This is a genomic window from Leisingera sp. UBA4491, assembly GCF_002388965.1.
GTDB lineage: Bacteria > Pseudomonadota > Alphaproteobacteria > Rhodobacterales > Rhodobacteraceae > Leisingera > Leisingera aquaemixtae.
This window is the reverse complement of record NZ_DGNN01000028.1, coordinates 1-22293: the sequence shown is the minus strand read 5'-3', so window position 1 is coordinate 22293 and position 22293 is coordinate 1. Positions and strand designations below refer to the sequence as shown.

Sequence of the window (22293 nt, the reverse complement as noted above, 5' to 3'; positions counted from 1 at the left end):
CGGGCGCAAAGTGGGGGGCACCAGAAACACGAGGGCGCCCCGGATTGCCGTTTGCCGCGCCCAGACCTGACGACGCCGCCGGAATACGGACCGACCCGGCCCGTAGGCAGCCCAGACCTGAGCCAGAGCGGCCCGGGGGCCTTCACAGCACAGGAGGACCCCACGATGATCGCCTCACGCCTGAAACATCATCTCGAGGCACAGGGCCTGCCGTTCGGCACCGTCCGCCATCCCTATACCGCCACTGCGGCAGAATGCGCGGAATCGGCGCATGTGCCAGGGGATCACCTGGCCAAATCCGTGCTGATCCATATGGAGGAAGGCCCGGTCCTGGCCGTCGTGCCGTCCAACCAGACGGTTGACCTGCACGCGCTGCAAACGATCATGGACCGCCGCCTGGGGCTGGCGCCGGAACATGAGCTGAACCAGGTCTTTGACGATTGCGACCCGGGCGCGGCGCCCTGCGTCGGCGCGGCCTACCACGTGCCCACCGTCATCGACGACAGCCTGACCGGCCTGGACAAGGTCTGGTTCGAGGCCGGCGACCACAAGACGCTGATCGAAATGAAGGGGGACGATTTCGACACCCTGATGAAGGACGCCAAGCACGGCTCTTTCTGCACGGTCCACTGACCACTGACACGCGCGCCAGCGGCCCGCTGATCTGCCCCGCCGGCCAGCTGCCCCGATCGCCGGGGCGGCGCCTGCCGGTGCGTCAGAAATCGAACAGATCTTCCAGGAAGTTCTTCTTGCTCTTCTTCTTGTAGGGCTTGTTGTAGCGCGGATCGTGATGCCCGCCCCGCTCCTCATGGCGCGGCGGCTTCGGCGCGGCCTGCGCGGGCTGGGCAGAGCGTTCGATGATCTTGTCCAGCTCGCCCCGGTCCAGCCACACTCCGCGGCACTGCGGGCAATAGTCGATCTCCACCCCGGCACGGTCGGCCATGACCAATGTGGTTCCGTCAATCGGGCACTGCATCTGCGTCTCCTTCCTCAACTCCTGCCCTTCACGTGGGCAGTGCGGCTGTGCTGCGCAAGACAAAGGCAGCGCAAAAAAGGAGAATTTGCGGCTTTCCGCCCATTTTTGCGCAACTCACCCATGATAAGCTGGCCGGAAAATCACGGAGGCGGAAGATGAGCAGAAAGACCATCCAGGCAGGGGTGCTGACCCTGATCCTCGCGGCGGCCCCGGCCCATGCCAGGGGCGGCGAAGGCGGTGGCGGCGGCGGCGGAGAAGGCGGCGGCGGCCAAAGCAGCGGGCTCAGTGCGCAAACCACGCGGGCGGTTGTCACCACCTTGACCCGCGGCTTCGACCGCTGCGGCGAGCTGCCGCAAGTCTACAAATTCGACTGTTACCGCCACACCTACAAGCTGGCGGCGCAGAAACTGGACAGCAACCAGTCCTATGCCGAGGCGGCAAAGGCGCTGGTGCAGGTCGAAGACACCCTGACGCAGGCCGTGAAACAGAACCTCGACCCGGCGCAAGCGCCGGTGCGCAAGGGGCTGAATTACTACCGCGCGGTCAAGCCGGCCGCGGTGCCGCAGGTCAAACGGCAGGCGGAGCGGGCGATGCAGCAGGCTGAAACGGTCCTGCTGCGCTCGCCCGCGGACAAACAGGTTCACTATGCCCGCATCGCCGAGGCGGTGAATTCCAACAAGGTGCTGCTGCGCTCCGCGATGCTGCCGGGCGCCGCGGTGCGGCTGGCCTGGCACCTCCTGAAAAAGGCGGTGCCGGCCTGATCCTGCGCCGCCGACGCCGCGTCAGCGCACCACATGCACCGCGCAGGCCGCGTGGCGCACCACATGGCCCGACGTCGACCCCCAGAGAAAGTCCTGCATCGACGGGCGGTGCGAGGCGAGGATGATCAGGTCCGGCTTGTTCTGCTCGGCCCAGTCCAGGATGGTGCGGCCGGAATGGCCCTCCACCAGCACGCCCTCGGCGTTGGGCAGGGTCTGCGCCAGCCCGTCCAGCTCCGCCTGCAGCGCCTGGCGGGTGTCTTCCATGAAATCCGCCGGCACATAGGAGATCGCATAGGCCGGGACCTGTTCGATCACATGCAGCAGCGTCACCTTGGCCCCAGGCGCCGAAAGCAGCCGTGCCACTTTTAGCGGCCCGGTGATATCGCGCTCCGGATCAAAGGAAATCGGCACCAGAACGTTATGATACATAGGTCGCCTCCATTGCTTGAAACCTGAGTCAGAGTAGCGGGGCCCGCAGCGCCCTGCCTTGACCCGCGTCAAGGCAGCCGCCGGCCCGCGGGGCGGGGCAGAGGGTTACGAGCCAAAGACCTCCGCCACATCGTACATCACCGGCTCAAAGCTGCGGCACAGCTCATTGATCTTGCGGTTGCGCTCGCGCATTTCCGCGCTGCGCAGCATCGCCATGAAATCCTCCCGGCGGCGCCACTGCGAATAGTTGGCGATGCGGGTCTGGGCGTCATTCACGTGCAGACCGGCCGAAATGAAGCCGGGCTGCTTGGAGATGAACTCGCGATAGGCATCCTCCAGCGCCTCCAGCAGGTCCTGGCAGGTCCCGGGCGTCATCTCGAAGGTGGTGATAACGGTCTGGATATCAGCGGTTTTTGCGATTTTCGGCATTGGCTCCTCCGTTGACTGCCTCCAGCCTACGCCTGTTCGCGGCGAAAGCGCACGGGTTTTTTCGGGCGTGCGCGCATAGAGGTCTTTGGGGGCAGTTAACACAACCTTAACCATAACGCGGAACCGTTGGCGCACGCCAACCCTGAGGCTCCGGGATGAAACCTGCCTTTGCTGCCGCTCTTGCCCTGGCGCTGGCCCAGCCGGCGGCTGGCGGGGCGTGGCTGGAACAGCCGGGCCACGGTTTCGCAGCCGCCAGCGCCGCCTGGCGGCACAGCGGCCGCGCCGCCGCGTATGAGCTGGGCTATTACGGCGCCTTTGGGGTCACGCCCAAGCTGACCCTGGGGGTTGATCTGAACCGGAACGCGGATGTGTCGGGCCATGCGCTGCTCTTTGCCCGGCTGCCCTTGCACACCGGCGAGCGTTCCCGGCTGGCGGTGGAGACCGCGGCGGGCGGCAATCATGACCGGGGCCTGTGGCAGCTGATGCAAAGAACCACCCTGTCCTACGGGCGCGGTATCGAGACCGGCCGCGGATCCGGCTGGCTGGCCATTGATGCCGCGTATGAGCTGCGCAACAGCGGGTTGGACGCGATCTGGAAGCTGGACGCCACCATCGGGCTGAACCGTCCCGGCAAGGCCGCGCCGATGCTGCAGGCCGAGCTGTCCAAGCCGGAGGGCGGGCAGCTTACCTATGCGCTGACCTCCTCGCTGCGCTACCCGCTGAAGCAGAAGCGGGAGCTGATTGTGGGCTTGGAATACCGCCAGGCAGGCCAGCGCAGCCTTGGCCTGAAACTGGGCTTGTGGCAGAAGTTCTGAACCCTGCGCCAAACTCAGGAGGTGCCCATGCCCGCGCCCGTCCGCCCCGCCGATGACGATGCCCGCCAGCTGGCGCAAAGCCTGATGGCAGAGGCCCGCTTTGCCGCGCTTGGGGTGCTGCTGGAGGAGGGCACCCCGCTGGTCACAAGGGTGGCGTTCGGCCTGGATCCGCAGGGCGGGCCGGTCAGCCTGATCTCGGACCTGGCCCAGCACACCCGCGCGCTGCGCCAGACCCCGGCCTGCTCGCTGCTGGTGGGGGAGCCGGGCGGCAAGGGCGATGCGCTCAGCCATCCCCGCCTCAGCCTGATCTGCCGGGCGGACTTCCTCGGCCGCCAAAGCCCGGAGTACGGCCCGCTGGCCGCGCATTACCTGCGCCGCCAGCCCAAGGCCAAGCTGTATCTGCAGCTGGCCGATTTCAGCTTTGTCCGGTTCCGGGTGACGGCGGCCTATCTGAATGGCGGTTTCGGCAAAGCCTTCCATCTTGACGCCGCCGATCTGCAGCCGCCGCCCCGGCCCTAGGCGTCCATCCTCAGCAGCACCTGAACCTCGCCCTTCAGCGCCTCCTGCCAGCGCAGGCGGATTTCGTCGTTATTGGCGCCCTGCTGGGTATCGCAGTAGGGCATGCTGTAGCGGGTGCTGTTGCCGCCGGTGCGCACCGGCCCCTGCGGCACCACGCTGTCGACATAGCGCGCGTAGCCCTGAAACGGCAGCTGCCCATTGGCCCTGACCGCCCAGGACGACGACGCCGAGGACTGATTGTGCCGTACCCGCAGGGGGTTGGCTGTATGGGTGGTGACGTTGTGGTACATGTTGCCCTCGAACACCACATCATTGGCGCGGGAGAAATTCAGGTCCGAAAAACTGGTATCAACCCGTTCCGCCCGGTCGATACTGCCGTTGAGCGAGCGGAACTTGTTGCCGGTCACCGACAGCCCGTTCAGGTAATGGCCGCTGCCGTAGGGTTTGATCACGATATAGCTGAACCAGGGCGCCACGTCGCCGGACAGGAACACATTCGCGGTCACCGACAGCGCGCTGAAGGAGAAGCCGGTGGTGAAGTCCGGCGCCGGGTCGCGCTCGTTGGTCCATTCGATAAAGCAGTTGTCGATGTAATTGTCCGACACGGTGGTGGTGCAGTTGTTGGCAGCCAGCACCAGCCCGGCAGAGCGGACCCCGTTCGCCACGTTGTCGCCCTGAAAGAAATGATTGCCCGTTACCGTGTTGTTGGCGCCTGCCAGCAGGGCGAAATGGCGGAACTTGGTGGCCCGGTTGCTGCGCAGCTTGGCATCATTGGCGTTCACGTTCAGGCCGATGCTGACGCGGTCTTCCACATCCAGCGGATCTTCTGCCGACAGGAACTGGCAGTTGTCGACCAGAATCCCCTGGCAGCCGGTCCCGGTCGAGGTGATGCCGCGGTCCTTGGGCCGCGAGAAAAAGCAGCCGTCCAGCGAGAACACCGAGCCCGAGGGCGCCAGCCGCAGGGCGCTGCAGCGGGCATTGCACTGGAACTCGATGCCTTCCATGCCGAATTTGCTGAGCGCGCTGAAGCCGCTGAAATCCACCAGATACTTGAAGTCGCGGAAGGTGAAGGTCTGGGTGCCCGCCGCATCAAACAGCGGTGCGGTCAGCGTCAGCTCGCCGGCGCCGGTGTTCTTGGACTTTACATAGATCTCGCGGCCGACCCCGGCGCCCTCCACCAGGGAGCCGACCTTGATGTTGGCGATATTGGCGACATTGGTCAGCCTGGTGGACCGCGAGGGGCTGTAGGTCGCCTGGGAGGTGACGGTGCCGGTGTCCCAGGCGGCGCTGCTGGCGGCCTCCAGCTGGCCGTTGCGGATGATCCGGCGGGTGGCATAGGAGGTCTTGTTCGGCACCGCCGCCTGCATGTCCAGCGGCGCGGTCACGGTGATTTTGCGGCCCTTCAGGTCCAGCGATTCATGGTCCACGTTGTTGAGCAGCGCCTGAAACGCCTTCTTGAAGCCCAGTTCCTCGTCGCCGAAGGCCGCCGCGTAAGAGGGGAAATCGAAGTTCTTCGTCAGCAGCAGCATCTGGCTGGCGGGCATCGACACGGTGCCTTCAAACACCGCTTCGTGGCTCAGCGACACGGTGCTGGCGAGGTGGAAGTCCCCCGCGGGGACCAGGATGCGGCGCCCGGCGGCGGCGGCATCGGCGGCCTCGAACGCTGCGGTGCAGTCGGTGCTGCCATCGCCCACCGCGCCATAGTCGGTCACGTCCACCACGCTCAGCATTTTACGCAGGAAGGCGCTGGTGATGTCGGTGATCTCGATATCGTCGATCCGCACGACACCGCCGTTGGCGCCAGTGAGGTCGAGCCCGAAATGGCCATAGGCGGCGGTGCGGCCCCAAGGCATATCCACGCCGGGGCGGTCGCCGCTGCCGACGATGCCGGTGACTTCGAGCACCCTGCCGTATTGGCTGAGCGCATACTGCATCCCGGATTCGGACACGCCGCCGATGTGGCTGCCGCCCGCCGCCGCGGCCCAGCCGGCCACGCGGACCGCGGGCAGCGCGCCGCTGACGGCCTTGATTCGCACCTTGATCTGCAGGTAGCAGCCCGGCTCCAGCGGCGTCTGGCCCATGAAGCGCAGCTTCTGGATGTTCTCGGTCTTCTGGATCTCCAGACAGCCGCCGAAGTCCGCATCCGCCGCCACAAAGACCGCGTTGGCGGCGCCGTCATAGGTGTCCGAGCCGGGGGTGCCGTTGCCGCTGGACCAGACATTGAGACCCTCCGCAAAGGCGGGGGGCATCAGCTGCAGACCGTCGGTGATTGCCTTGTTCATGGAAGTACCCTTTCCTGCTGCGCATCTCGCGTTCGGGGAAAAGGAAGTACAGGAGCGGCGTTAAAACCTGCCAAGCGGTGCGTACGCTGCCCTGCCGCCAGGCGCGTTCATCCTGTCCTTAAAGAAGGTGTAGCGCGTTGATTTACCGAGAGATTTTCAGATTAACCATTTGGTAATAAAGGGGGTGCACGGCGCCGTTTCGGCCGGGGACCATCGGCCGCCGCCACAGGCAGCCCGCCGCCGCGCGCTGGGCAGGATAGCGTGCCCCGGCCGGGCGGCAGACCATTGGAGCGCCCCGGCGCACCATCCGGGCGACCCGTTCCGGGGGGCCGGAAATCCGCCGGATGTTCGGGCAGGCGTAAGTGAGCGCCGTCTCAGCATCATTGATCAGGAGGATCTCAAACTGAGAGCCGGTCACGGCTGCGACCGGCTCTCTCTGGGCTAAGACCGGGAAGGTCAGAAGAAAAACACTTACCCCCGCAAACAGAACACTGCGCATCTGCCAGACCCGGACCGTTTCTTAATGTTAGGACAAGGTGACGCTGCGTCAAAACGTTTTTTGCGATCTGATAATTTTATTGCGCAAAGAAAGGCCGCAGGCCGCTGTGCGCGGCGGGGCTGAAAACAATAAAGGGCGCGGAAAACCGCGCCCTAACTGATTGTTATTTATTGCAGGCTCAGGCCAGCTCGCCCGCCAGCGCCTTTTCGATCAGGGCGATGGTGTCCTCGACCCCGTAAAGTGCGATGAAACCGCCGAAGCGGGGGCCTTGGGAGGCGCCCAGCAGCACCTCGTAGATTGCCGAGAACCAGGCGCGCAGCGGCTCGAATCCGTGGATCTTGCCGATGGCGAAGACCACGGACTGCAGGAATTCCTCATCCGCGAAATTGGCCTCGGGCAGCGGGTCGGTGCTGCCTGCGATCTCGTTCTTCTTGGCAATCGCGGCCAGCGCGGCTTCCGGCGATTTCAGCGCATCCGCCAGATCCTGCAGCGCCGCGCGCTCCTGATCGGTGGGCAGGCGGAAGGTTTTTGCCGGTTTCACGAAGTCGTTGAAGTACCGCACCGCAAAGCCCGCGGCCTGATCCATGCCCGGATGGGTGTCGGGGGTGGCGTTGGGGGCGTATTTGTTGATGAAGCCCCACAGGGTCGCCTTGTCCTCGGCGCTGGAGGCGGAGGCGAGGTTCAAGAGCATCGAGAACGGCACCACCATATCTGACTGCGGAACGTCGCCGCCGTGGATGTGCCAAACCGGGTTGTTCAGCTGCGTCTTCAGGTCCTGGGTGCGGTAGGCGCGCAGCTGCTGGTGGTATTCGTCCACCGCCTTGGGGATCACGTCGAAATGCATCCGCTTGGCGGTCTTGGGCTTCTGGTACATGAAATACGCCAGGCTCTCGGTCGAGGCGTAGGTCAGCCATTCGTCGATCGAGACGCCGTTGCCGGAGGATTTGGAGATCTTCTGGCCGTTTTCATCGAGGAACAGCTCATAGGTGAAATGCTCCGGCGCGGGCACGCCCAGCACCCGGCAGATGCCGTCATAGATCGGCGTGTTGGTGGAGTGGTCCTTGCCGTACATCTCGAAATCGACTTCCAGCGCGGCCCAGCGGGCGCCGAAATCGGGCTTCCACTGCAGCTTCACGTTGCCGCCGGTCACGGGCAGGGTCCATTCCTTGCCGTCCTCGTCGTCGAAGGTGACGGTGTAGGTCTCGGTGCAGACCTTCTTCATCGGCACATAGAGCACGCGGCCGGTTTCCGGGTGGATCGGCAGGAAGATCGAATAGGTCTGGCGGCGCTCCTCGCGCAGGGACTTCAGCATGATCGCCATGATGTCGTCGTATTTGTCGACGGCGCGCTTCAGGATCTCGTCGAACTGGCCGGAACGGTAGAATTCGGTGGCCGAGTAGAACTCATACTCGAACCCGAACGTGTCCAGGAACCGGCGCAGCATGGCGTTGTTGTGATGGCCGAAGCTTTCGTGCGTGCCGAACGGGTCCGGCACCGAGGTGAGCGGCTTTTGCAGGTGTTCGGCCAGCGCCTCCTGGTTGGGCACGTTGCCGGGCACCTTGCGCATCCCGTCCAGATCGTCCGAGAAGCAGATCAGCCGGGTCGGGATGTCCGAGATGGTCTCGAACGCCTTCTTGATCATGGTGGTGCGGGCGACCTCGCCGAAGGTGCCGATGTGCGGCAGGCCGGAGGGGCCATAGCCGGTCTCGAAGAGGACATAGCCCTTTTCCGGCGCGCCCTTGGCATAACGTTTGAGAACCCGGCGGGCTTCTTCAAACGGCCAGGCTTTGCTCTTCAGAGCTTCTTCGCGCACATCAGACATCATGTTCTCCATCGGCGGCGGTTGCGTCAGTTCTTCGGGGTGCCGCATGATCTGCCCGGATACCCTATGTATCCGGCCCTTCCCTCTATTGTGCCGATGCAGCATGAGTCAATAATGCCAGCCCCGCCACAGCCGGGATTTGCGGCGTTGCGCCGCGCAAAAACCGGCGCTTGGGCACAGCCTGTTATTGAACCTCCCCGCGGGCGTACCTATCCTGTCGGAGTGAATACTGCGCAAATAAGGATTTCGTCCATGAGTGAGCAAACCCCGCATCCGATGACCCCGCAGGACTGCCTTGTGGCCCTGATGGTGGCGGTCTCGGCCTCGGACGAAAACATCCGCACCGCGGAGCTGGTCAAGATCCAGTCGGCGGTCAACATGCTGCCGGTCTTTGCCGACTATGACATCGACCGGGTGAGCCGGGTGTCGCGCACCGTGCTGGACCTGTTCGAGCAGGAGGACGGGCTGGAGGCGCTGTTCGGCCTGGTCCGCGATGACCTGCCGGAGCGGCTGTTCGAGACTGCCTATGCGCTGGCCTGCGATGTCGCCGCTGCCGATGGCATCCTGGGCGAGACCGAGCTCGAGTTTCTGGCCGAGGTCCGCTATGAGCTGAACATCGACCGGCTGCACGCCGCCGCGATCGAGCGCGGTGCGCGTGCCCGCCATATGGTCTGAGTGCCGCCTGAGGCTTCAGACAGAGCGGCGTTGCCCGGGGCAGGGACCCGGGCAATGCGTGGCGTCAGCTGTAGGCGCCGGCTGAATAGGTCAGCTCATAGCTGTGGCTGTAGAGCTCGAAGATGATCCCGAACGGATCCTCCACATAGACCATGCGGTAGGGCTTTTCGCCGGGGAAATATTCCCGCACCGGCATCCGCTGCTTGCCGCCGGCGGCGACGATCTTTTCCAGCAGCCCTTCGACGTCCGGGTCCTGCACGGCAAAATGAAAGGTGCCGTGCTTGCGGTACTGGAAGTTGTCCTGCGGCGCTTCGTTGCCGTCAAATTCGAACAGTTCGATGCCGATGCCGTCCGCGGTGGACAGATGCGCGATGCGCAGGCGGGTCCAGCCGGGGCCGAACACATCGGTGCACATCTGCCCGATGGCGCTGTCGTCCTCGGTCACTTCGCTGGGCTGCATCAGCACGTAGAACCCCATGACGTCCGCGTAAAACTTCACGGCCGCGTCAAGGTCCGGCACCGACAGGCCGATGTGCGAGAAGGTTCTGGGCGTGGTGGTCATCTTTGGTCTCCTCATGCTTGGGATGACAGAAAGGTAGACACTCGCCCCTCTCCTGTGAAATTATCATTTCATATGGAAATGATAATATGGCGTAATGGTCCGTGCTGAACGCCACCTGGCTCGAAACCTTCACGACGCTGGCTGAGACCGGCCATTTCACCCGCGCGGCGCAGCGGCTGAACATGACCCAGCCGGGTGTCTCGCAGCATCTGCGCAAGCTGGAGGCGCAGCTGGGCCAGAGCCTGATTGCACAAGACGGCAAAAGCTTTTCGCTGACCCCGGCGGGGGAGGCGGTGCGGGCGCTGGGGCAGGCGCGCCGCGATGAGGAACGGCGCTTGCGAGAGGCGATCGCCACCGACAGCCCCGATGCCGGAGAGGTGCGGATCGCCTGTTCCGGCAGCTTTGCAACGCTGCTGTACCCCCGCATCCTGGCGCTGCTGGAGACCGCGCCGGACCTCACCGCGCATCTGGAAGCGGCGCCGCAAGCGGCGATAAAGCGCGGTCTTCTGGAGGGGGCGTTCGATCTGGGCATTCTGGACCACGACCCGGGCCACCCCCGGCTGGAGGCGGAGCATCTGGGGGAGGAGGAGCTTTGCCTTGTGCTGCCTGTCCGGGATGCGGGTGCGGAGATCACGTTCGACGCTTTGGAGGCGCGCGGCTTTGTCGCCCATCCCGATGGCTTTGCCCATGCGGATGAGCTGCTGCCGCTGAACTTTCCGGAGGCCTATCAGGGCGCTGACCGGCTGCGTGTGCGGACCTATGTCAACCAGATCGGCCAGATCCTGGACCCTGTCGCGCGCGGCATCGGCTATACGCTGCTGCCGCGCAGCGGGGTTGAGGCCTATGCGCAGCGGGGCCTGCTGGCGGTGGTCCCGCTCCAGAGGCCGCGCCGTCACGGGCTTTGGCTTACCTGCCGCAAAGGCCGCCCGCTGAGCGCGCGGCTGAAGCGGATGCAGCGGCTGGCGCAGGAGGTGGCGGCGGCGCTGGGGTAGCGGCGCCCTTGCCGCTCAGGTCCCGGCCTGCGCCGCCCTGAGCCGGGCCAGAGACTGCTTCTGCCGGCCGTCTGCATCGAAATTTGCGGGATCGAGCCAGGCCGTGAAAGCCGCCTCCAGCTGCGGCCACTCGCTGTCCAAAATTGAATACCAGGCGGTGTCGCGGTTGCGGCCCTTATAGACGATGGCCTGGCGGAACAGCCCCTCATAGGTGAAGCCAAGCCGCTCCGCCGCGCGGCGGGAGGGGGCGTTCAGCGCGTCGCATTTCCATTCATAGCGGCGGTAGCCCAGGTCGTTGAACACCCGCGCCATCATCAGATACATCGCCTCGGTCGCGGCGCGCGTTTGCTGCAGCGGTGGGGCGAGGGTGATGCCGCCCACCTCGATGACGCCGTGTTCCGGCTGAAGGCGCATATAGCTGGCGACGCCCTCTGCCTTGCCGCTGGCGCCGTTCACGATGGCAAAGCAGGGCTGCGTATCCGCGCCGCTGTTGGCCTCGACCCAAGTGAGCAGCGCCTCGGGGCCGGCAAAGGGGCCATAGGGCATATAGGTCCAGACCGCATCGCTGCGGTCCTGCCGGAACGCCGCGAACAGATCGGCGCTGTGGCGGTCCGCCTCCAGCGGCTCAACCCGGCAATAGCGCCCTGCCATGCCGGTGTGTCCGGGCGCGCGGGCACCGGTCCAGTTCGGCAGCGGCGCGCCAATGGGCTGGCCGTGTCCGTTGAAGAAATCCGTCATCAGGGCGTCCTTTGCAAAGCTCTGCCGCGGTGTCCGCGCACCGCCGCCTTGCCTGGATCTGCCATGCTGCTGGTCTGGGCGGAACGTCCAGTAACGGGTAATTTTCCCAGACCAGTTCCGGCTGTCAGCTGCCGTAAACGGCGCTCCAGCGCTCGATCAGCTGCTGCTGCAGCTGCTTGGCGCGCCGGTTCCAGCCGCGGGCGCCCTGGGGGCGTTCGCGCTCGGCGCGGGGGATGCGGGCGCGCTTTTTCAGATCCGCGGTGAAGATGGTGAAGGCCAGTTCGGTGCCGTCGGCCGCGGTCATGAAGCCGCCGAGGCCCGAGACGAAGTTCAGCGTGCCGGTCTTGGCGGCGACCTTGATCGGGTGGTTTTTGACCGGGCGGCCGTTGGCATCGCGCAACTGGAATGATTTCAGAAGCGGTTTCAAATGGCCGGCCTTGTAGGCCGCCACCAGCGCGCCCGTGAGGTCTGCCGGGGTCATCCTGGACTCTTCACCCAGGCCGGAGTGATCCACCAGCCGGGTGCCGGACATGCCGTATTTTTCCCCCGCCCAGCGGTTCATCTCCGCGGCGGAGGCCTTGAGCGACGCCGGCCGCCCGCTGCGCGCGGTGCTGGCGGCCATGCCGATCATCTCGGCCATCAGGTTGTTGGAGAATTTCAGCATCGCCTTCAGCATCACGTCCATCGGCGGGCTGTGATGCTGCGCCAGCAGCTGCGCCTGGGGCAGCGATCTGGCGGGTTTCGCCTGGGGCAGGGCGATGCCGTTGGCCCGCGCCAGGGTGCGGAACACGTCGCCTGCGTAGGCGCCCGGATTGCGCACCGGCAGCCAGCGCGAGCCGCCCTTGCCCAGGGCCTTGCTGGCCACGGTCCAGTGGTCGGTGCCGGATTTTTCGGCATAGGTGTAGACCGGCACCGCGCGGGAGGCGATCTGCATTTGCGAGGTGGCGACCTCGGGGCGGTATTTCTCGGTGCGGGCGTCCATGGTGACAGCCCAGCCGCTGGCGGCGCGTTTCCACTCGAAATGGACCCGGTTGAAGTTCAGCGCAATGCCGGAGACCGCAGGCGAATAGCCCACGTGATCGGGCTGCTCCGGGTCGATGGCGGGCACCTGCGGCAGCGCGCCGTCCCAGACCAGGAACCTGCCCCGCACCTCGCGCACGCCGGCGGTTTTCAGCGCCTTGGCCAGCAGCGCCAGATGGTCTGTGTTCAGCATCGGATCGCCGCCGCCTGCCAGGATCAGATCGCCGCCCACCACGCCGCCGGCGACGCCGCCGGTGGCCAGAAGGCGGGTGTCGAACCGGTGGCCCGCCCCCAGCACATCCAGCGCATAAAGCGCCGTCAGCGCCTTGGCGACGCTGGCCGGCGGCAGGGCCTCGCCGCTGCCGGACGCCTCCAGCAGCTTGCCGGTTTTCACATCCGCAACCGCACAGACCGCATGGCCCGGCAGTTTGGCCCGAGACAGCAGCGCCTGCAGCCCGTCGGCGCCGGCCGCCAGAGAGCTGACCTTGCGCGCAACGGGGCGCAGCGACACGGCAGGCGCATTGGCCAGGGCAGAAGAGCCCGCCAGTGCGGCAAGCCCGGAAAGAAGGAACGTCCGGCGTGAAGTCATCGTGCTCATATTTAAGGTGCGGACCCGCTCTTCCTCAATACCCGATCCCCGCCGCTGCGCCGCAAGGTCCGGGGTTTTGCCCCATCAAAAGTCCTGCTACCGCTGGCAGCCATGTTTCAGGCAGTCATCCTCATGTTTGCGGCCATGTCAATGATCCCGGCGGGCGATCTGTGCGGGAAGCTGCTGACCGGCAGCGGGCTGGCGACGCCGGCTTTTGTGGCCTGGTCGCGGTTTTCGATCGGTGCCGCGCTGATCCTGCCCTTTGTGCCGCGCCGGGCGTTCACGCTGCTGGGCGACTGGCGGCTGTGGCTGCGGGCCGGGCTGCTGAGCGGCGGCATCTTTTCGATCCAGATGGCGCTGATGACAGAGCCGCTGGCCAATGTCTTTGCCGCCTTCTTCATCGGTCCGGTGGTCAGCTATGTGCTGTCGGTGCTGCTGCTGCGGGAGCAGGCGACGGTGCCGCGCAGCCTGCTGATGGCGCTGGGATTTCTCGGCGTGCTGATGGTGGTGCGGCCGGGGGCCGGCGGGTCGGTCAACCTGTTGTGGGCGGTGCTGGCGGGCTGTTTCTACGGCGGGTTCCTGACCAGCTCGCGCTGGCTGGCGGGGGTGGGCTCGCCGCTGGAACTGAGCCTGACGCAATTGCTGCTGTCGGCCTGCCTGATGCTGCCCTTGGGCCTTGCCAGCCTGCCGGAGTTCTCAGCCCCGACTGCGGCGCTGACGGTGGGGAGTGCCGCGTTTTCGATGCTGGGCAACCTGCTGCTGCTGTTTGCCTACGGGCGGGTGCAGGCGGTCAAGCTGGCGCCGATGGTCTATTTCCAGCTGGTGGCGGCCGTCGGGCTGGGCTGGGCGGTGTTCCGCCAGCTGCCGGATGCCTGGACCTGGGCCGGGCTGGCGGTGGTGCTGAGCGCCGGTCTGGCCTCAGCCCTGCTGCGCCGCTGACCATTCGCCGCGGGCGCGCAAGGCGGTCGAGCTGACATCCACCATCGGCAGGTTGACGAAACACCAGGCCGGGCTGTCCGCCCGCGCCAGCAGCTGGCTTTCGCTGCCTTTCAGCATCGCGTGGCGGTAGATCCGGGCCGCGGGCGAAAACCGGGCCGAGATCCGGTCGCCGGGCCGGGCCAGCACCCCCACCGGCACCGTGTCCAGGATCTGCTGCCAGTCCTTCCAGCGGTGGAAATGGGTGAGATTGTCGGCCCCCATCAGCCAGACGAAGCGCACGCCGGGATGGCGGCGGCGCAGGTGGCGCAGGGTCTGGGCGGTATAGCGGGTGCCGAGGTCCGCCTCGATGCCGCTGACATGGATGCGCGGGTGCTGTATGAGGCCGCGGCTGGCGCTGATCCGCCGCTCCAGCGGGGCAGGCTGGCGCGCCTTCAGCGGGTTGCCCGGGGAGACCAGCCAGAACAGGTGGTCCAGCCCGAAGCGCTTGAGCGCGGCATGGGAAATCGCCGCGTGGCCCCGGTGCGGCGGGTCAAAGGACCCGCCCAACAGCCCGACGCTCTGGCCCGGGCGGATATGCGGCAGCTTGCAAATCATGAGGAGCTTGATGCGCATAAATTTCCGGGGAGTTCAATTGCCGGATGTGTGCAGAGGGCCTGCGGCGGGTGGCGGATTGGGTGAAACCGGCCGGCGGAGACGGATTCTAAACCGGCCTGCGGAGACGGATTCTCCGGTGCGCAGGAGGCGCGGATGGACTTTTGGCCGGGTTTGGTTTTGGAGGTGTGAATGAAAAGGGGTTTCGCTGAGAAACTTTGTTTATTGATAGATGGTTAATTCGGTTTCCCTGGCTTTGTGGAGCCTGTCGCACGGCAAAACCGCGCTTCGCGCACGCTTCTCCCGCCCCTTGGGCGGGTGTTGGGGACTTTCTCGGCGGGGGAGTTTTCAGATTTTTAATCTCCTTTGGCTTGCAGGTCTTCGGGAGCGAAGCTACGCATTGGGAAAACCATTATAAGGCCCAAGCTTATGAAATTCCTCTTTCTTGATGATACTAAACAACGCCGATGCCCACGCGAAGGTATGAACGACCTAATTGGTGTTGGCGGAGTAGTAATCGATGCGGAAGCACTACGCACACTTGAGGCAAATTTAGAAGCACTTATGAGGGAAAGCGGGTTCCCTGATGGAGCAATTTTCAAGTGGTCTCCACGCCGTACAGATTGGATGTACGAAAATTTACAGGGTAACGACCGAACACAATTTGTGAACGCAGCTTTGGAGCTTTGTCTTCAAGCAGAGGCAAACTTTCTGGTTGCTGTCGTTGAAACAGAAAGGCGATTCGCCACGGAAAATGCCGAAGATCATGAGACAGATGCATTGAACCTCGCACTTGAACGCTTTGACACATTTTTGGGTGACGAGCATGGTGTGGTGTTCGTAGCTAAGCCATCTGGAGGGCCCGCTGATGAGGAAAGATTGTTGGCGGATTGCGTGGAACTTCGGAGAAATGGCACGGGCTTCGTTGACTTCGAAAGCTTAGCTATGAATGTTGTGACAATTCCATTTAGATTGTCACGAGTTCTGCAATGTGCAGACTTAGTGGCTGCAATCACTGTATCGATGGTGGCTGGGCAAGTTCGATATGCAGACAATCATTTCGAAACTATTAGAGCAGGGTTCCTGCAAAATCGCCGAGGGCAAATTGGAGGAACGGGTTTGAAAATCCATCCGGATTATATCTATGCAAATTTGTACCACTGGCTGTTGGGGGATCAATACTTAGTTCGCGGAAACGCTGGGACACAATTCCCGATTCAAAGGCGAGCATTTGCCCAGTCAGCTGATGAAAGGTTGCCTGATTGAGGGGAGGGTGCTCTTCCCTCCCCAATGAATCAAGAAAACTTCTTCTGCGATTTGCCCCGGTACGCCCGCGTCCCCGCCTTGCCCGCCGTTGACCGCCCCCGTGATTTGACGGCGGCCTCGGACGCGGCCTCCACCGCCGACTGCCGCGCCAGCGGGTCGTCGGAGATGGCGAGGTCCACCGCCTCCAGCCGTTTGATCTCGTCGCGCAGGCGTGCGGCTTCCTCGAATTCCAGGTTCTCCGCCGCCTTGCGCATCTCGTCGCGCAGGCCGTTCAGATGCGCCTCCAGGTTGGCGCCGTGCATCGGCTTGCCGATCTGGGCGGTGACGCGGTTCATGTCCACGTCGCCCTCGTAGAGGCCGGCAAGCACGTCTTCGACGTTTTTCTTCACCGTCTCCGGCGTGATTCCGTGTTCGAGGTTGTAGGCGATCTGCTTTTCCCGGCGGCGGTTGGTCTCGCCCAGGGCGCGCTCCATCGAGCCGGTGATCTTGTCGGCATACATGATGACGCGGCCCTCGGCGTTGCGGGCGGCGCGGCCGATGGTCTGGATCAGCGAGGTCTCTGAGCGCAGGAAACCCTCCTTGTCCGCATCCAGAATGGCGACGAGGCCGCATTCGGGGATGTCGAGCCCCTCGCGCAGGAGGTTGATGCCGATGAGCACGTCGAAGGCGCCAAGGCGCAGGTCGCGCAGGATCTCGATCCGCTCCAGCGTGTCGATGTCGGAGTGCATGTAGCGGACCTTGATGCCCTGTTCGTGCAGGTATTCGGTCAGGTCCTCTGCCATGCGTTTGGTCAGCGTGGTCACAAGGGTGCGGAAGCCGTCGGCGGTGACCTTGCGCACCTCATCCAGCAGGTCATCCACCTGCATCGAGACCGGACGGATTTCGACCTGCGGGTCCAAGAGACCGGTGGGGCGGATCACCTGTTCGGTGAAGACGCCGCCCGCCTGCTCCAATTCCCACGCCGCCGGGGTGGCGGAGACGAAGACCGACTGCGGGCGCATGGCGTCCCATTCCTCGAACTTAAGCGGGCGGTTGTCCATGCAGGAGGGCAGGCGGAAGCCGTGTTCGGCGAGGGTGAACTTGCGCCGGTGGTCGCCCTTGTACATGCCGCCGATCTGGGGGACGGAGACGTGGGATTCGTCGGCGAACACGATGGCGTTGTCGGGGATGAATTCGAACAGGGTCGGGGGCGGCTCGCCGGGGGCGCGGCCCGTCAGGTAGCGGGAGTAGTTCTCGATCCCGTTGCAATGGCCGGTCGCCTCCAGCATCTCCAGGTCGAAATTGCAGCGCTGTTCCAGCCGCTGCGCTTCCAGCAGCTTGCCCTCGCCGACCAGCTGGTCGAGGCGCATCTTCAGCTCCTGCTTGATCGAGATGATGGCCTGATTCAGCGTCGGCTTCGGCGTCACGTAGTGGGAATTCGCATAGATGCGGATCTGGTCGAAGCTGCCGGTCTTTTCGCCGGTCAGCGGGTCGAATTCGGTGATCTGCTCCAGCTCCTCGCCAAAGAAGGAGAGTTTCCAGGCGCGGTCCTCCAGGTGGGCGGGGAAGATTTCCAGCGTGTCGCCGCGGACCCGGAAGGAGCCCCGCTGGAAGGCCTGGTCGTTGCGCTTGTACTGCTGGGCGACCAGATCCGCCATGATCTGGCGCTGGTCGTACATTTCGCCCGCTTTCAGGTCCTGGGTCATGGCGGAGTAGGTTTCGACCGAGCCGATGCCGTAGATGCAGGACACGGACGCGATGATGATGACGTCATCGCGTTCGAGCAGGGCACGGGTGGCGGAGTGGCGCATCCGGTCGATCTGCTCGTTGATCTGGCTTTCCTTCTCGATATAGGTGTCGGAGCGCGGCACATAGGCCTCCGGCTGGTAGTAGTCGTAGAAGGAGACGAAGTATTCGACCGAGTTCTCCGGGAAGAAGCCCTTGAATTCGCCGTACAATTGCGCCGCCAGCGTCTTGTTGGGGGCAAGGATGATCGCCGGGCGCTGGGTCTCCTCGATCACCTTGGCCATGGTGAAGGTCTTGCCGGTGCCGGTGGCGCCGAGGAGCACCTGGTTGCGCTCGCCCTCCAGGACGCCCTGCGACAGTTCCTTGATCGCGGCCGGCTGGTCGCCTGCCGGATCGAAGGTGGTGTTCATGACAAACCGCTTGCCGCCCTCCAGCTTGGGCCGCTGCTGCGGCGCCCGCTGGGTCATCATCGGCATGGACTTGTCGGAATGGGCATAGGGCATCGGGCGACTCCGTTTGGGACCGCGCTGATTTTGGTCTGTTTTTGTTCTTGTTCAAGGGGGCATCAGGGCCTGATGCGGCCAAACGCCTGTGGCAGCAGGGCAAAACCGTCGAAATACGCTGCATTTGCTCCCTTGCTGCAGCCGCATATCCGGCGCATAAATGCGCAACTTCGAGATTCACAGGTTGAGACACCAGGAGACAGCCCATGCAAGCGCGGATTTACCGGCCAGCACGCAATGCCATGACCTCGGGCATGGCGAAGACGCGGAGATGGGTCCTGGAATTCGCGCCCGCCAGCGCCCGCGAGGTGGATCCGCTGATGGGCTGGACCTCCTCCAGCGACACCCAGAGCCAGGTCAAGCTGCGCTTTGACAGCAAGGAAGCGGCGCTGGAATATGCCAAGGACCATGGCATCGAGGCGCTGGTCGTCGAGCCCAAGCAGCGCAAGCCCAACATCCGCCCGGGCGGCTATGGCGACAATTTCGCCACCAACCGCCGCGGCCCCTGGACCCACTGAGGCCAGCGCCGCAGTTGAAGCGGCTGCCGGGCTGCGGAAACGCGCTGGGCCGGTGCCCGGGACTGTGGGTCTTGTTTCTTCGGGGCAGCGGGGGCGCGCGCGATGTCTGAACCCAAGTTTCTGCTGAACGGTGATGCGCCGGGCGGCGCGACGCTGCTGCTCGCCCACGGGGCCGGGGCGGCGATGGACACGCCCTTCATGACCGCGATGGCAGAGGCGCTTGCCGCCCGCGGGCTGCGGGTTGTCCGGTTTGAGTTTGCCTATATGGCGGGCCGGCGCAGCGGCGGGCCAAAGCGGCCGCCGCCGAAGATCGAGCTGCTGCAGGAGGAATTCCGCACTGCCATCGAGGCGCTCGCCTGCGGCGGTCCGCTGTTCATCGGCGGCAAATCCATGGGCGGCCGGGTTGCCAGCCTGATTGCAGATGATCTTTGGGCGCAGAACCGGATCCGCGGCCTGGTCTGCCTTGGCTACCCGTTTCACCCGCCGAACAAACCCGAACAGCTGAGGACCGCGCATCTGGCCGGGCTGAAAACCCCGGCGCTGATCTGCCAGGGCACCCGCGACCCGTTCGGCACCCAGGCGGAGGCCGCGTCTTATGACCTGTCCGATGCGGTCTCGTTTTTCTGGCTGAGCGACGGCGACCACGACCTGAAGCCGCGCAAAAGGGTGACCGGGCTAACGCAGGACCAGCACCTGGAGACTGCGGCTGAGGAAATTGCCCGCTGGGTCAAGGCGGCGGATTGAGCGCCTGGCACCAGCCCGCGGGCGCGCGCCGTTACGGCAGTTTGAACAAGGCGGCCTGCTGTTTGCGCATCTTTGCAATCTCGGCCTGCAGCCAGCCGCGCAAGGCCTGATACCCCTCGGTTGCGGCATTGGCCGGTGTGGTGACCAGCCAGTAGCGGGCGCGGGATTTGACCGGCGCACCGGCGGCTTCCAGAAACCCGGCCTCCAGGTCATGTTCCACCAGCAGGCTGCGGCCCAGGGCAATGCCCATGCCGCTGATGGCGGCCTGAATGGCCAGGTCGGCGCGGGCAAAGGGATTGATCGACCGCTCAAAGCCGAAGTCCCAGCCGCAGGCGGTGAAATAGGCCTGCCAGCTGAACCCGGTGCCGTCGCTTTCGCCGGAACGGTCGACCAGCAGCCGCGCTCCGGGCTGCTGGCAATAGTCTTGCAAGGCCTGCGGCCCCAGATACCCCGGGCGGCAGACCGGCAGCAGCATAGCCTGCAGCAGCGGCTCTGAATGCAGGCCGGGGTAGGGGCCCATGCCATAGCGGATCGCGGCCTTGGCCTCGCCCGCGTGCAGGTCGGCCAGGCGGTCATCCACGTCGACCAGCAGATCCAGGCCGCTGTCCTGCGCGCGCTGCAGGGCGGGCACGATCCATTTCATGGCAACCGACGACGGCACCGACAGCCGCAGGCTGCGGCTGGTCTTGAGGTCCTGCAGCCGCAACAGCGCCGCTTGCCAGATCCCGCCGCTTTGCTGCGCCGCGCCGCAGACGATGCGGCCGGCCTCCGTCGGGGTGATCCGGCGGGTGGTGCGGTCGAACAGGGGCACCCCAAGGGCCGCCTCCAGCGCCTTGATCCGGTGGCTGACCGCGGATTGCTCCACCCCCAGCCGCTGGGCAGCCCGGGTGAAGTTCTGTTCTTCCGCAATGGCCTCCAGCAGGGGGGCGCTTTGCAGCAGTCTGGGGAGAAGGCTGTCAGGGTCATTCATGAATACTGATCATAGTTATATCAGTATAACAGGCACAAGAGTTCGATCATGCTGATGAGAGTTCATGAAAAGGAGTTCGCAGCATGACCCGCAATACCGCATCCGTCACCGCCCGTATCGTCAATGGCTTTGTCACCCGCCGCGGCACCGGCGCGCACGTGCAGGCAACCGGCGGCAATCCGGCCGGGGTTGTTCTGGACGCCGATGGCCTCAGCGGCGCGCAGATGCTTGAGATCGCGCAGAAGGTCGGGCTGTCGGAGACCGCCTTTGTCTCGCGCTCCCGCAGCGAAGGCTTCAAGCTGGATTTCTTTACCCCGGCCCGGCGCATCGCCCATTGCGGCCACGCGACCATCGCAGCCTTCAGCTATCTGGCCGAACTCGGCCGGGTGGCGGAGGGGGAAACCTCGAAGGAAACCGTCGACGGCCCGCGCAAGATCATCATCCGCGATGGCGCGGCCTATATGGAGCAGCTGGCGCCGCGGTATGAGGCGGCCGCCGATTGGGCAGACCGCGGCGTCCGGGCGGAGGATGTGCTGGCCGCGCTTGGTCTGGACGAGGACAGCCTGGACCCGCGGTTTGCCCCGGTGCTTGCAAATACCGGCAACAGTTTTGTGCTGGTGGCGGTCAGGGACGCCGCTGTTCTGGCGGCCATCCGGCCCCGGCTGCCGCAGATCGAGGCGATCAGCGAGGCGCTGGATCTGATCGGGTTTTACGTGTTCACAACGGATCCCGCGGCAACCGCTGCCGATGCCACAACGCGCATGTTCGCGCCTCGCTATGGCATTGCTGAGGAGTCGGCCACCGGCATGGCCGCCGGGCCGCTGGCCTGCGCGCTTTATGATCATCTTGGCGTTCGCAAGCCCAGGCTGATGATCGAGCAGGGCCACTTCATGGTGCCGGCGTCCCCCAGTGAAATCACCGTTGAGCTGGGGCTGGAGGCCGGGCGGATCACCGGCCTGATGGCGGGCGGGTCCGGCGCGGTGATGCAGGAACTGGAGATCAGCCTGCAAGAGCGGGCCTGAGGCCCGCGGCGGATGCCTTTTCGGGTTTCATGCGCAGGTTTTCCGGACCATTGCGGCCCCGCGCGGCGGTCCGGTTTCTAAGCGGCTAAGCGCCGGGAAAATTTCTTTCCCCGATAGTAAACAGCGGATAGGGTTCGTGTCAGGCTGGCGCGCGCTGCGCCGTCTGCTTGCGATGATCCAGGTCAAGATGTTGAGGCGAAATGGCTGACCCACAGCACCAAATTAGCCCGGAAGGCGCCAGCGTTCCGGTGTCCGGTATCGAAATCAGCCCGGCCAGCCCGGCAGAGCCGGAGGCCGCCGCGATGATCCGGCGGCATCTGTCGCAAATGGCGGCGCAGTCGCCGGAGGACAGCTGCCATGCGCTTGACGGCAGCGGGCTGGAAGAGCCCGGGGTGCAGTTTTTTCTGGCGCGCAGGGACGGCCAGGCTGTTGCCATGGGGGCGCTGAAATCCCTGGGCGGCGGCGCGCGGGAACTGAAGTCGATGCACACGCTGGCGGAGGCCCGCGGCAGCGGGGCAGGGCGGGCGATGCTGGATTTCCTGCTGGCCTTGGCCCGCCGTGAAAACGCCACCGGAATCTATCTGGAAACCGGCTCCACGGACGACTACCTGCCGTCGCGCCGCCTGTATGAATCCTTTGGCTTTGTGCAATGCGGGCCGTTTGCGGACTATGGCGAAGATCCCTGGTCGGTCTTTATGCACCTGGACCTGCGCGCCGCGGCTTGACCCCCGGCACGAGCCTGTCATAACTGGCGCCACGCGGTCCCTTAGCTCAACTGGATAGAGCAGCTGACTTCTAATCAGCAGGTTGAGGGTTCGAGTCCTTCAGGGATCGCCATCTTCACAGTTTTTTGCTGCCAATGAGGCACAATCTTGCACGCTTTGGGGGTGACCTGCCCCCCGCTGGT

At 64.8% G+C, this 22293-nt stretch carries 24 protein-coding genes and 1 tRNA gene; 13 read left to right on the top strand and 12 right to left on the bottom strand.

Features of this window, described 5'->3' with window-relative positions:
* Positions 1–165 precede the first annotated feature (165 nt).
* On the top strand, positions 166–633 hold the full coding sequence (locus B2P87_RS16450) for an aminoacyl-tRNA deacylase (protein ID WP_008554365.1): 468 nt from the start codon (positions 166–168) through the stop codon (positions 631–633).
* A gap of 82 nt (positions 634–715) precedes the next feature.
* Here the strand turns inward: B2P87_RS16450 and B2P87_RS16445 are convergent, their stop codons facing one another.
* On the bottom strand, positions 716–976 hold the full coding sequence (locus B2P87_RS16445) for a zf-TFIIB domain-containing protein (protein WP_141889504.1): 261 nt from the start codon (positions 974–976) through the stop codon (positions 716–718).
* Between the two features lie 155 nt (positions 977–1131).
* Here B2P87_RS16445 and B2P87_RS16440 point away from each other — a divergent pair, with 155 nt between their 5' ends.
* Positions 1132–1737, top strand: coding sequence for a hypothetical protein (locus B2P87_RS16440; protein ID WP_141889505.1), 606 nt, complete (start codon positions 1132–1134; stop codon positions 1735–1737).
* A gap of 21 nt (positions 1738–1758) precedes the next feature.
* Here the strand turns inward: B2P87_RS16440 and B2P87_RS16435 are convergent, their stop codons facing one another.
* Complete coding sequence (locus B2P87_RS16435) at positions 1759–2166, bottom strand: universal stress protein (RefSeq protein WP_058286377.1); 408 nt, start codon at positions 2164–2166, stop codon at positions 1759–1761.
* Between the two features lie 105 nt (positions 2167–2271).
* The gene (locus B2P87_RS16430) at positions 2272–2595 is read right to left on the bottom strand and encodes an antibiotic biosynthesis monooxygenase family protein (RefSeq protein WP_027236446.1); all 324 of its coding nucleotides are present in this window, start codon (positions 2593–2595) and stop codon (positions 2272–2274) included.
* A 155-nt stretch (positions 2596–2750) separates the two neighbouring features.
* Between B2P87_RS16430 and B2P87_RS16425 the strand changes: the two genes are divergently transcribed.
* Together B2P87_RS16425 and B2P87_RS16420 are read left to right on the top strand one after the other, a co-directional pair.
* Entirely contained in the window at positions 2751–3410 is a 660-nt protein-coding gene (locus B2P87_RS16425; RefSeq protein WP_141889506.1) for a hypothetical protein, read from the top strand.
* A gap of 27 nt (positions 3411–3437) precedes the next feature.
* The gene (locus tag B2P87_RS16420; RefSeq protein WP_141889507.1) at positions 3438–3929 is read left to right on the top strand and encodes a HugZ family protein; all 492 of its coding nucleotides are present in this window, start codon (positions 3438–3440) and stop codon (positions 3927–3929) included.
* Here B2P87_RS16420 and B2P87_RS16415 read toward each other — a convergent pair.
* The 3 genes from B2P87_RS16415 to B2P87_RS16405 all read right to left on the bottom strand — a co-directional run bounded on the left by B2P87_RS16415 (position 3926) and on the right by B2P87_RS16405 (position 8532).
* Positions 3926–6211, bottom strand: coding sequence for a glycosyl hydrolase family 28-related protein (locus tag B2P87_RS16415; RefSeq protein ID WP_141889508.1), 2286 nt, complete (start codon positions 6209–6211; stop codon positions 3926–3928). The two genes, B2P87_RS16420 and B2P87_RS16415, sit on opposite strands and share 4 nt — an antisense overlap.
* Before the next feature lie 142 nt (positions 6212–6353).
* Positions 6354–6710 (bottom strand): DUF4864 domain-containing protein, encoded by a 357-nt coding sequence (locus B2P87_RS16410; protein WP_141889509.1) that lies wholly within the window; start codon positions 6708–6710, stop codon positions 6354–6356.
* Between the two features lie 178 nt (positions 6711–6888).
* Positions 6889–8532 (bottom strand): lysine--tRNA ligase, encoded by a 1644-nt coding sequence (locus B2P87_RS16405; RefSeq protein ID WP_141889510.1) that lies wholly within the window; start codon positions 8530–8532, stop codon positions 6889–6891.
* A gap of 252 nt (positions 8533–8784) precedes the next feature.
* On the opposite strand from B2P87_RS16405, the gene B2P87_RS16400 reads away from it, so the two are divergent.
* Positions 8785–9207: a tellurite resistance TerB family protein gene (locus B2P87_RS16400; protein ID WP_058286381.1), complete on the top strand. Its 423-nt coding sequence runs from the start codon at positions 8785–8787 to the stop codon at positions 9205–9207.
* 64 nt (positions 9208–9271) lie between these two features.
* Here B2P87_RS16400 and B2P87_RS16395 read toward each other — a convergent pair whose 3' ends face one another.
* Entirely contained in the window at positions 9272–9769 is a 498-nt protein-coding gene (locus B2P87_RS16395; RefSeq protein ID WP_058286382.1) for a lactoylglutathione lyase family protein, read from the bottom strand.
* Between the two features lie 101 nt (positions 9770–9870).
* Between B2P87_RS16395 and B2P87_RS16390 the strand changes: the two genes are divergently transcribed.
* Positions 9871–10761: a LysR family transcriptional regulator gene (locus B2P87_RS16390; RefSeq protein ID WP_141889511.1), complete on the top strand. Its 891-nt coding sequence runs from the start codon at positions 9871–9873 to the stop codon at positions 10759–10761.
* Between the two features lie 15 nt (positions 10762–10776).
* Here B2P87_RS16390 and B2P87_RS16385 read toward each other — a convergent pair whose 3' ends face one another.
* Both B2P87_RS16385 and dacB read right to left on the bottom strand, forming a co-directional pair.
* On the bottom strand, positions 10777–11499 hold the full coding sequence (locus tag B2P87_RS16385) for a GNAT family N-acetyltransferase (RefSeq protein ID WP_141889512.1): 723 nt from the start codon (positions 11497–11499) through the stop codon (positions 10777–10779).
* A 124-nt stretch (positions 11500–11623) separates the two neighbouring features.
* Positions 11624–13108 carry a D-alanyl-D-alanine carboxypeptidase/D-alanyl-D-alanine endopeptidase gene (gene dacB / locus B2P87_RS16380; RefSeq protein WP_141892018.1) on the bottom strand — a complete coding sequence of 495 codons (1485 nt, stop codon included), beginning with the start codon at positions 13106–13108 and terminating at the stop codon, positions 11624–11626.
* Between the two features lie 111 nt (positions 13109–13219).
* Here dacB and B2P87_RS16375 point away from each other — a divergent pair, with 111 nt between their 5' ends.
* Entirely contained in the window at positions 13220–14047 is an 828-nt protein-coding gene (locus B2P87_RS16375) for a DMT family transporter (RefSeq protein ID WP_141889513.1), read from the top strand.
* On the opposite strand, the gene B2P87_RS16370 is transcribed toward B2P87_RS16375, so the two are convergent.
* The gene (locus tag B2P87_RS16370) at positions 14027–14641 is read right to left on the bottom strand and encodes a nicotinate-nucleotide adenylyltransferase (protein WP_244940770.1); all 615 of its coding nucleotides are present in this window, start codon (positions 14639–14641) and stop codon (positions 14027–14029) included. The genes B2P87_RS16375 and B2P87_RS16370 overlap by 21 nt on opposite strands.
* Before the next feature lie 480 nt (positions 14642–15121).
* On the opposite strand from B2P87_RS16370, the gene B2P87_RS16365 reads away from it, so the two are divergent.
* A complete protein-coding gene (locus B2P87_RS16365; RefSeq protein ID WP_286852946.1) occupies positions 15122–15904 on the top strand; it encodes a hypothetical protein in 783 nt (260 codons plus the stop codon).
* 29 nt (positions 15905–15933) lie between these two features.
* Here B2P87_RS16365 and uvrB read toward each other — a convergent pair whose 3' ends face one another.
* The gene (gene uvrB, locus B2P87_RS16360; RefSeq protein ID WP_141889516.1) at positions 15934–18132 is read right to left on the bottom strand and encodes an excinuclease ABC subunit UvrB; all 2199 of its coding nucleotides are present in this window, start codon (positions 18130–18132) and stop codon (positions 15934–15936) included.
* A 206-nt stretch (positions 18133–18338) separates the two neighbouring features.
* On the opposite strand from uvrB, the gene B2P87_RS16355 reads away from it, so the two are divergent.
* Both B2P87_RS16355 and B2P87_RS16350 read left to right on the top strand, forming a co-directional pair.
* Positions 18339–18650: an ETC complex I subunit gene (locus tag B2P87_RS16355; RefSeq protein WP_058286387.1), complete on the top strand. Its 312-nt coding sequence runs from the start codon at positions 18339–18341 to the stop codon at positions 18648–18650.
* 102 nt (positions 18651–18752) lie between these two features.
* Positions 18753–19394 carry an alpha/beta fold hydrolase gene (locus B2P87_RS16350; RefSeq protein WP_141889517.1) on the top strand — a complete coding sequence of 214 codons (642 nt, stop codon included), beginning with the start codon at positions 18753–18755 and terminating at the stop codon, positions 19392–19394.
* A 31-nt stretch (positions 19395–19425) separates the two neighbouring features.
* Here B2P87_RS16350 and B2P87_RS16345 read toward each other — a convergent pair whose 3' ends face one another.
* Positions 19426–20364, bottom strand: a complete 939-nt coding sequence (locus tag B2P87_RS16345; protein WP_141889518.1) for a LysR family transcriptional regulator — start codon at positions 20362–20364, stop codon at positions 19426–19428.
* Between the two features lie 83 nt (positions 20365–20447).
* Between B2P87_RS16345 and B2P87_RS16340 the strand changes: the two genes are divergently transcribed.
* From B2P87_RS16340 to B2P87_RS16330, 3 genes are all read left to right on the top strand, one after another.
* A complete protein-coding gene (locus tag B2P87_RS16340) occupies positions 20448–21386 on the top strand; it encodes a PhzF family phenazine biosynthesis protein (protein WP_141889519.1) in 939 nt (312 codons plus the stop codon).
* A gap of 200 nt (positions 21387–21586) precedes the next feature.
* Positions 21587–22111, top strand: a complete 525-nt coding sequence (locus B2P87_RS16335) for a GNAT family N-acetyltransferase (RefSeq protein ID WP_141889520.1) — start codon at positions 21587–21589, stop codon at positions 22109–22111.
* A gap of 35 nt (positions 22112–22146) precedes the next feature.
* Positions 22147–22223, top strand: a tRNA-Arg gene (locus tag B2P87_RS16330).
* The last annotated feature ends 70 nt before the right edge of the window (positions 22224–22293 follow it).

Bases quoted from the DNA above. Each gene is read 5' to 3' on its own strand.
- B2P87_RS16385 (WP_141889512.1), bottom strand. From the start codon at position 11,499: ATGACGGATTTCTTCAACGGACACGGCCAGCCCATTGGCGCGCCGCTG.
- uvrB (WP_141889516.1), bottom strand. From the start codon at position 18,132: ATGCCCTATGCCCATTCCGACAAGTCCATGCCGATGATGACCCAGCGG.
- B2P87_RS16405 (WP_141889510.1), bottom strand. From the start codon at position 8,532: ATGTCTGATGTGCGCGAAGAAGCTCTGAAGAGCAAAGCCTGGCCGTTT.
- B2P87_RS16395 (WP_058286382.1), bottom strand. From the start codon at position 9,769: ATGACCACCACGCCCAGAACCTTCTCGCACATCGGCCTGTCGGTGCCG.
- B2P87_RS16400 (WP_058286381.1), top strand. From the start codon at position 8,785: ATGAGTGAGCAAACCCCGCATCCGATGACCCCGCAGGACTGCCTTGTG.
- B2P87_RS16450 (WP_008554365.1), top strand. From the start codon at position 166: ATGATCGCCTCACGCCTGAAACATCATCTCGAGGCACAGGGCCTGCCG.
- B2P87_RS16430 (WP_027236446.1), bottom strand. From the start codon at position 2,595: ATGCCGAAAATCGCAAAAACCGCTGATATCCAGACCGTTATCACCACC.
- B2P87_RS16415 (WP_141889508.1), bottom strand. From the start codon at position 6,211: ATGAACAAGGCAATCACCGACGGTCTGCAGCTGATGCCCCCCGCCTTT.
- dacB (WP_141892018.1), bottom strand. From the start codon at position 13,108: ATGACTTCACGCCGGACGTTCCTTCTTTCCGGGCTTGCCGCACTGGCG.
- B2P87_RS16355 (WP_058286387.1), top strand. From the start codon at position 18,339: ATGCAAGCGCGGATTTACCGGCCAGCACGCAATGCCATGACCTCGGGC.
- B2P87_RS16440 (WP_141889505.1), top strand. From the start codon at position 1,132: ATGAGCAGAAAGACCATCCAGGCAGGGGTGCTGACCCTGATCCTCGCG.
- B2P87_RS16435 (WP_058286377.1), bottom strand. From the start codon at position 2,166: ATGTATCATAACGTTCTGGTGCCGATTTCCTTTGATCCGGAGCGCGAT.
- B2P87_RS16340 (WP_141889519.1), top strand. From the start codon at position 20,448: ATGACCCGCAATACCGCATCCGTCACCGCCCGTATCGTCAATGGCTTT.
- B2P87_RS16410 (WP_141889509.1), bottom strand. From the start codon at position 6,710: ATGCGCAGTGTTCTGTTTGCGGGGGTAAGTGTTTTTCTTCTGACCTTC.
- B2P87_RS16350 (WP_141889517.1), top strand. From the start codon at position 18,753: ATGTCTGAACCCAAGTTTCTGCTGAACGGTGATGCGCCGGGCGGCGCG.
- B2P87_RS16425 (WP_141889506.1), top strand. From the start codon at position 2,751: ATGAAACCTGCCTTTGCTGCCGCTCTTGCCCTGGCGCTGGCCCAGCCG.
- B2P87_RS16370 (WP_244940770.1), bottom strand. From the start codon at position 14,641: ATGATTTGCAAGCTGCCGCATATCCGCCCGGGCCAGAGCGTCGGGCTG.
- B2P87_RS16365 (WP_286852946.1), top strand. From the start codon at position 15,122: ATGAACGACCTAATTGGTGTTGGCGGAGTAGTAATCGATGCGGAAGCA.
- B2P87_RS16420 (WP_141889507.1), top strand. From the start codon at position 3,438: ATGCCCGCGCCCGTCCGCCCCGCCGATGACGATGCCCGCCAGCTGGCG.
- B2P87_RS16345 (WP_141889518.1), bottom strand. From the start codon at position 20,364: ATGAATGACCCTGACAGCCTTCTCCCCAGACTGCTGCAAAGCGCCCCC.
- B2P87_RS16375 (WP_141889513.1), top strand. From the start codon at position 13,220: ATGTTTCAGGCAGTCATCCTCATGTTTGCGGCCATGTCAATGATCCCG.
- B2P87_RS16335 (WP_141889520.1), top strand. From the start codon at position 21,587: ATGGCTGACCCACAGCACCAAATTAGCCCGGAAGGCGCCAGCGTTCCG.
- B2P87_RS16445 (WP_141889504.1), bottom strand. From the start codon at position 976: ATGCAGTGCCCGATTGACGGAACCACATTGGTCATGGCCGACCGTGCC.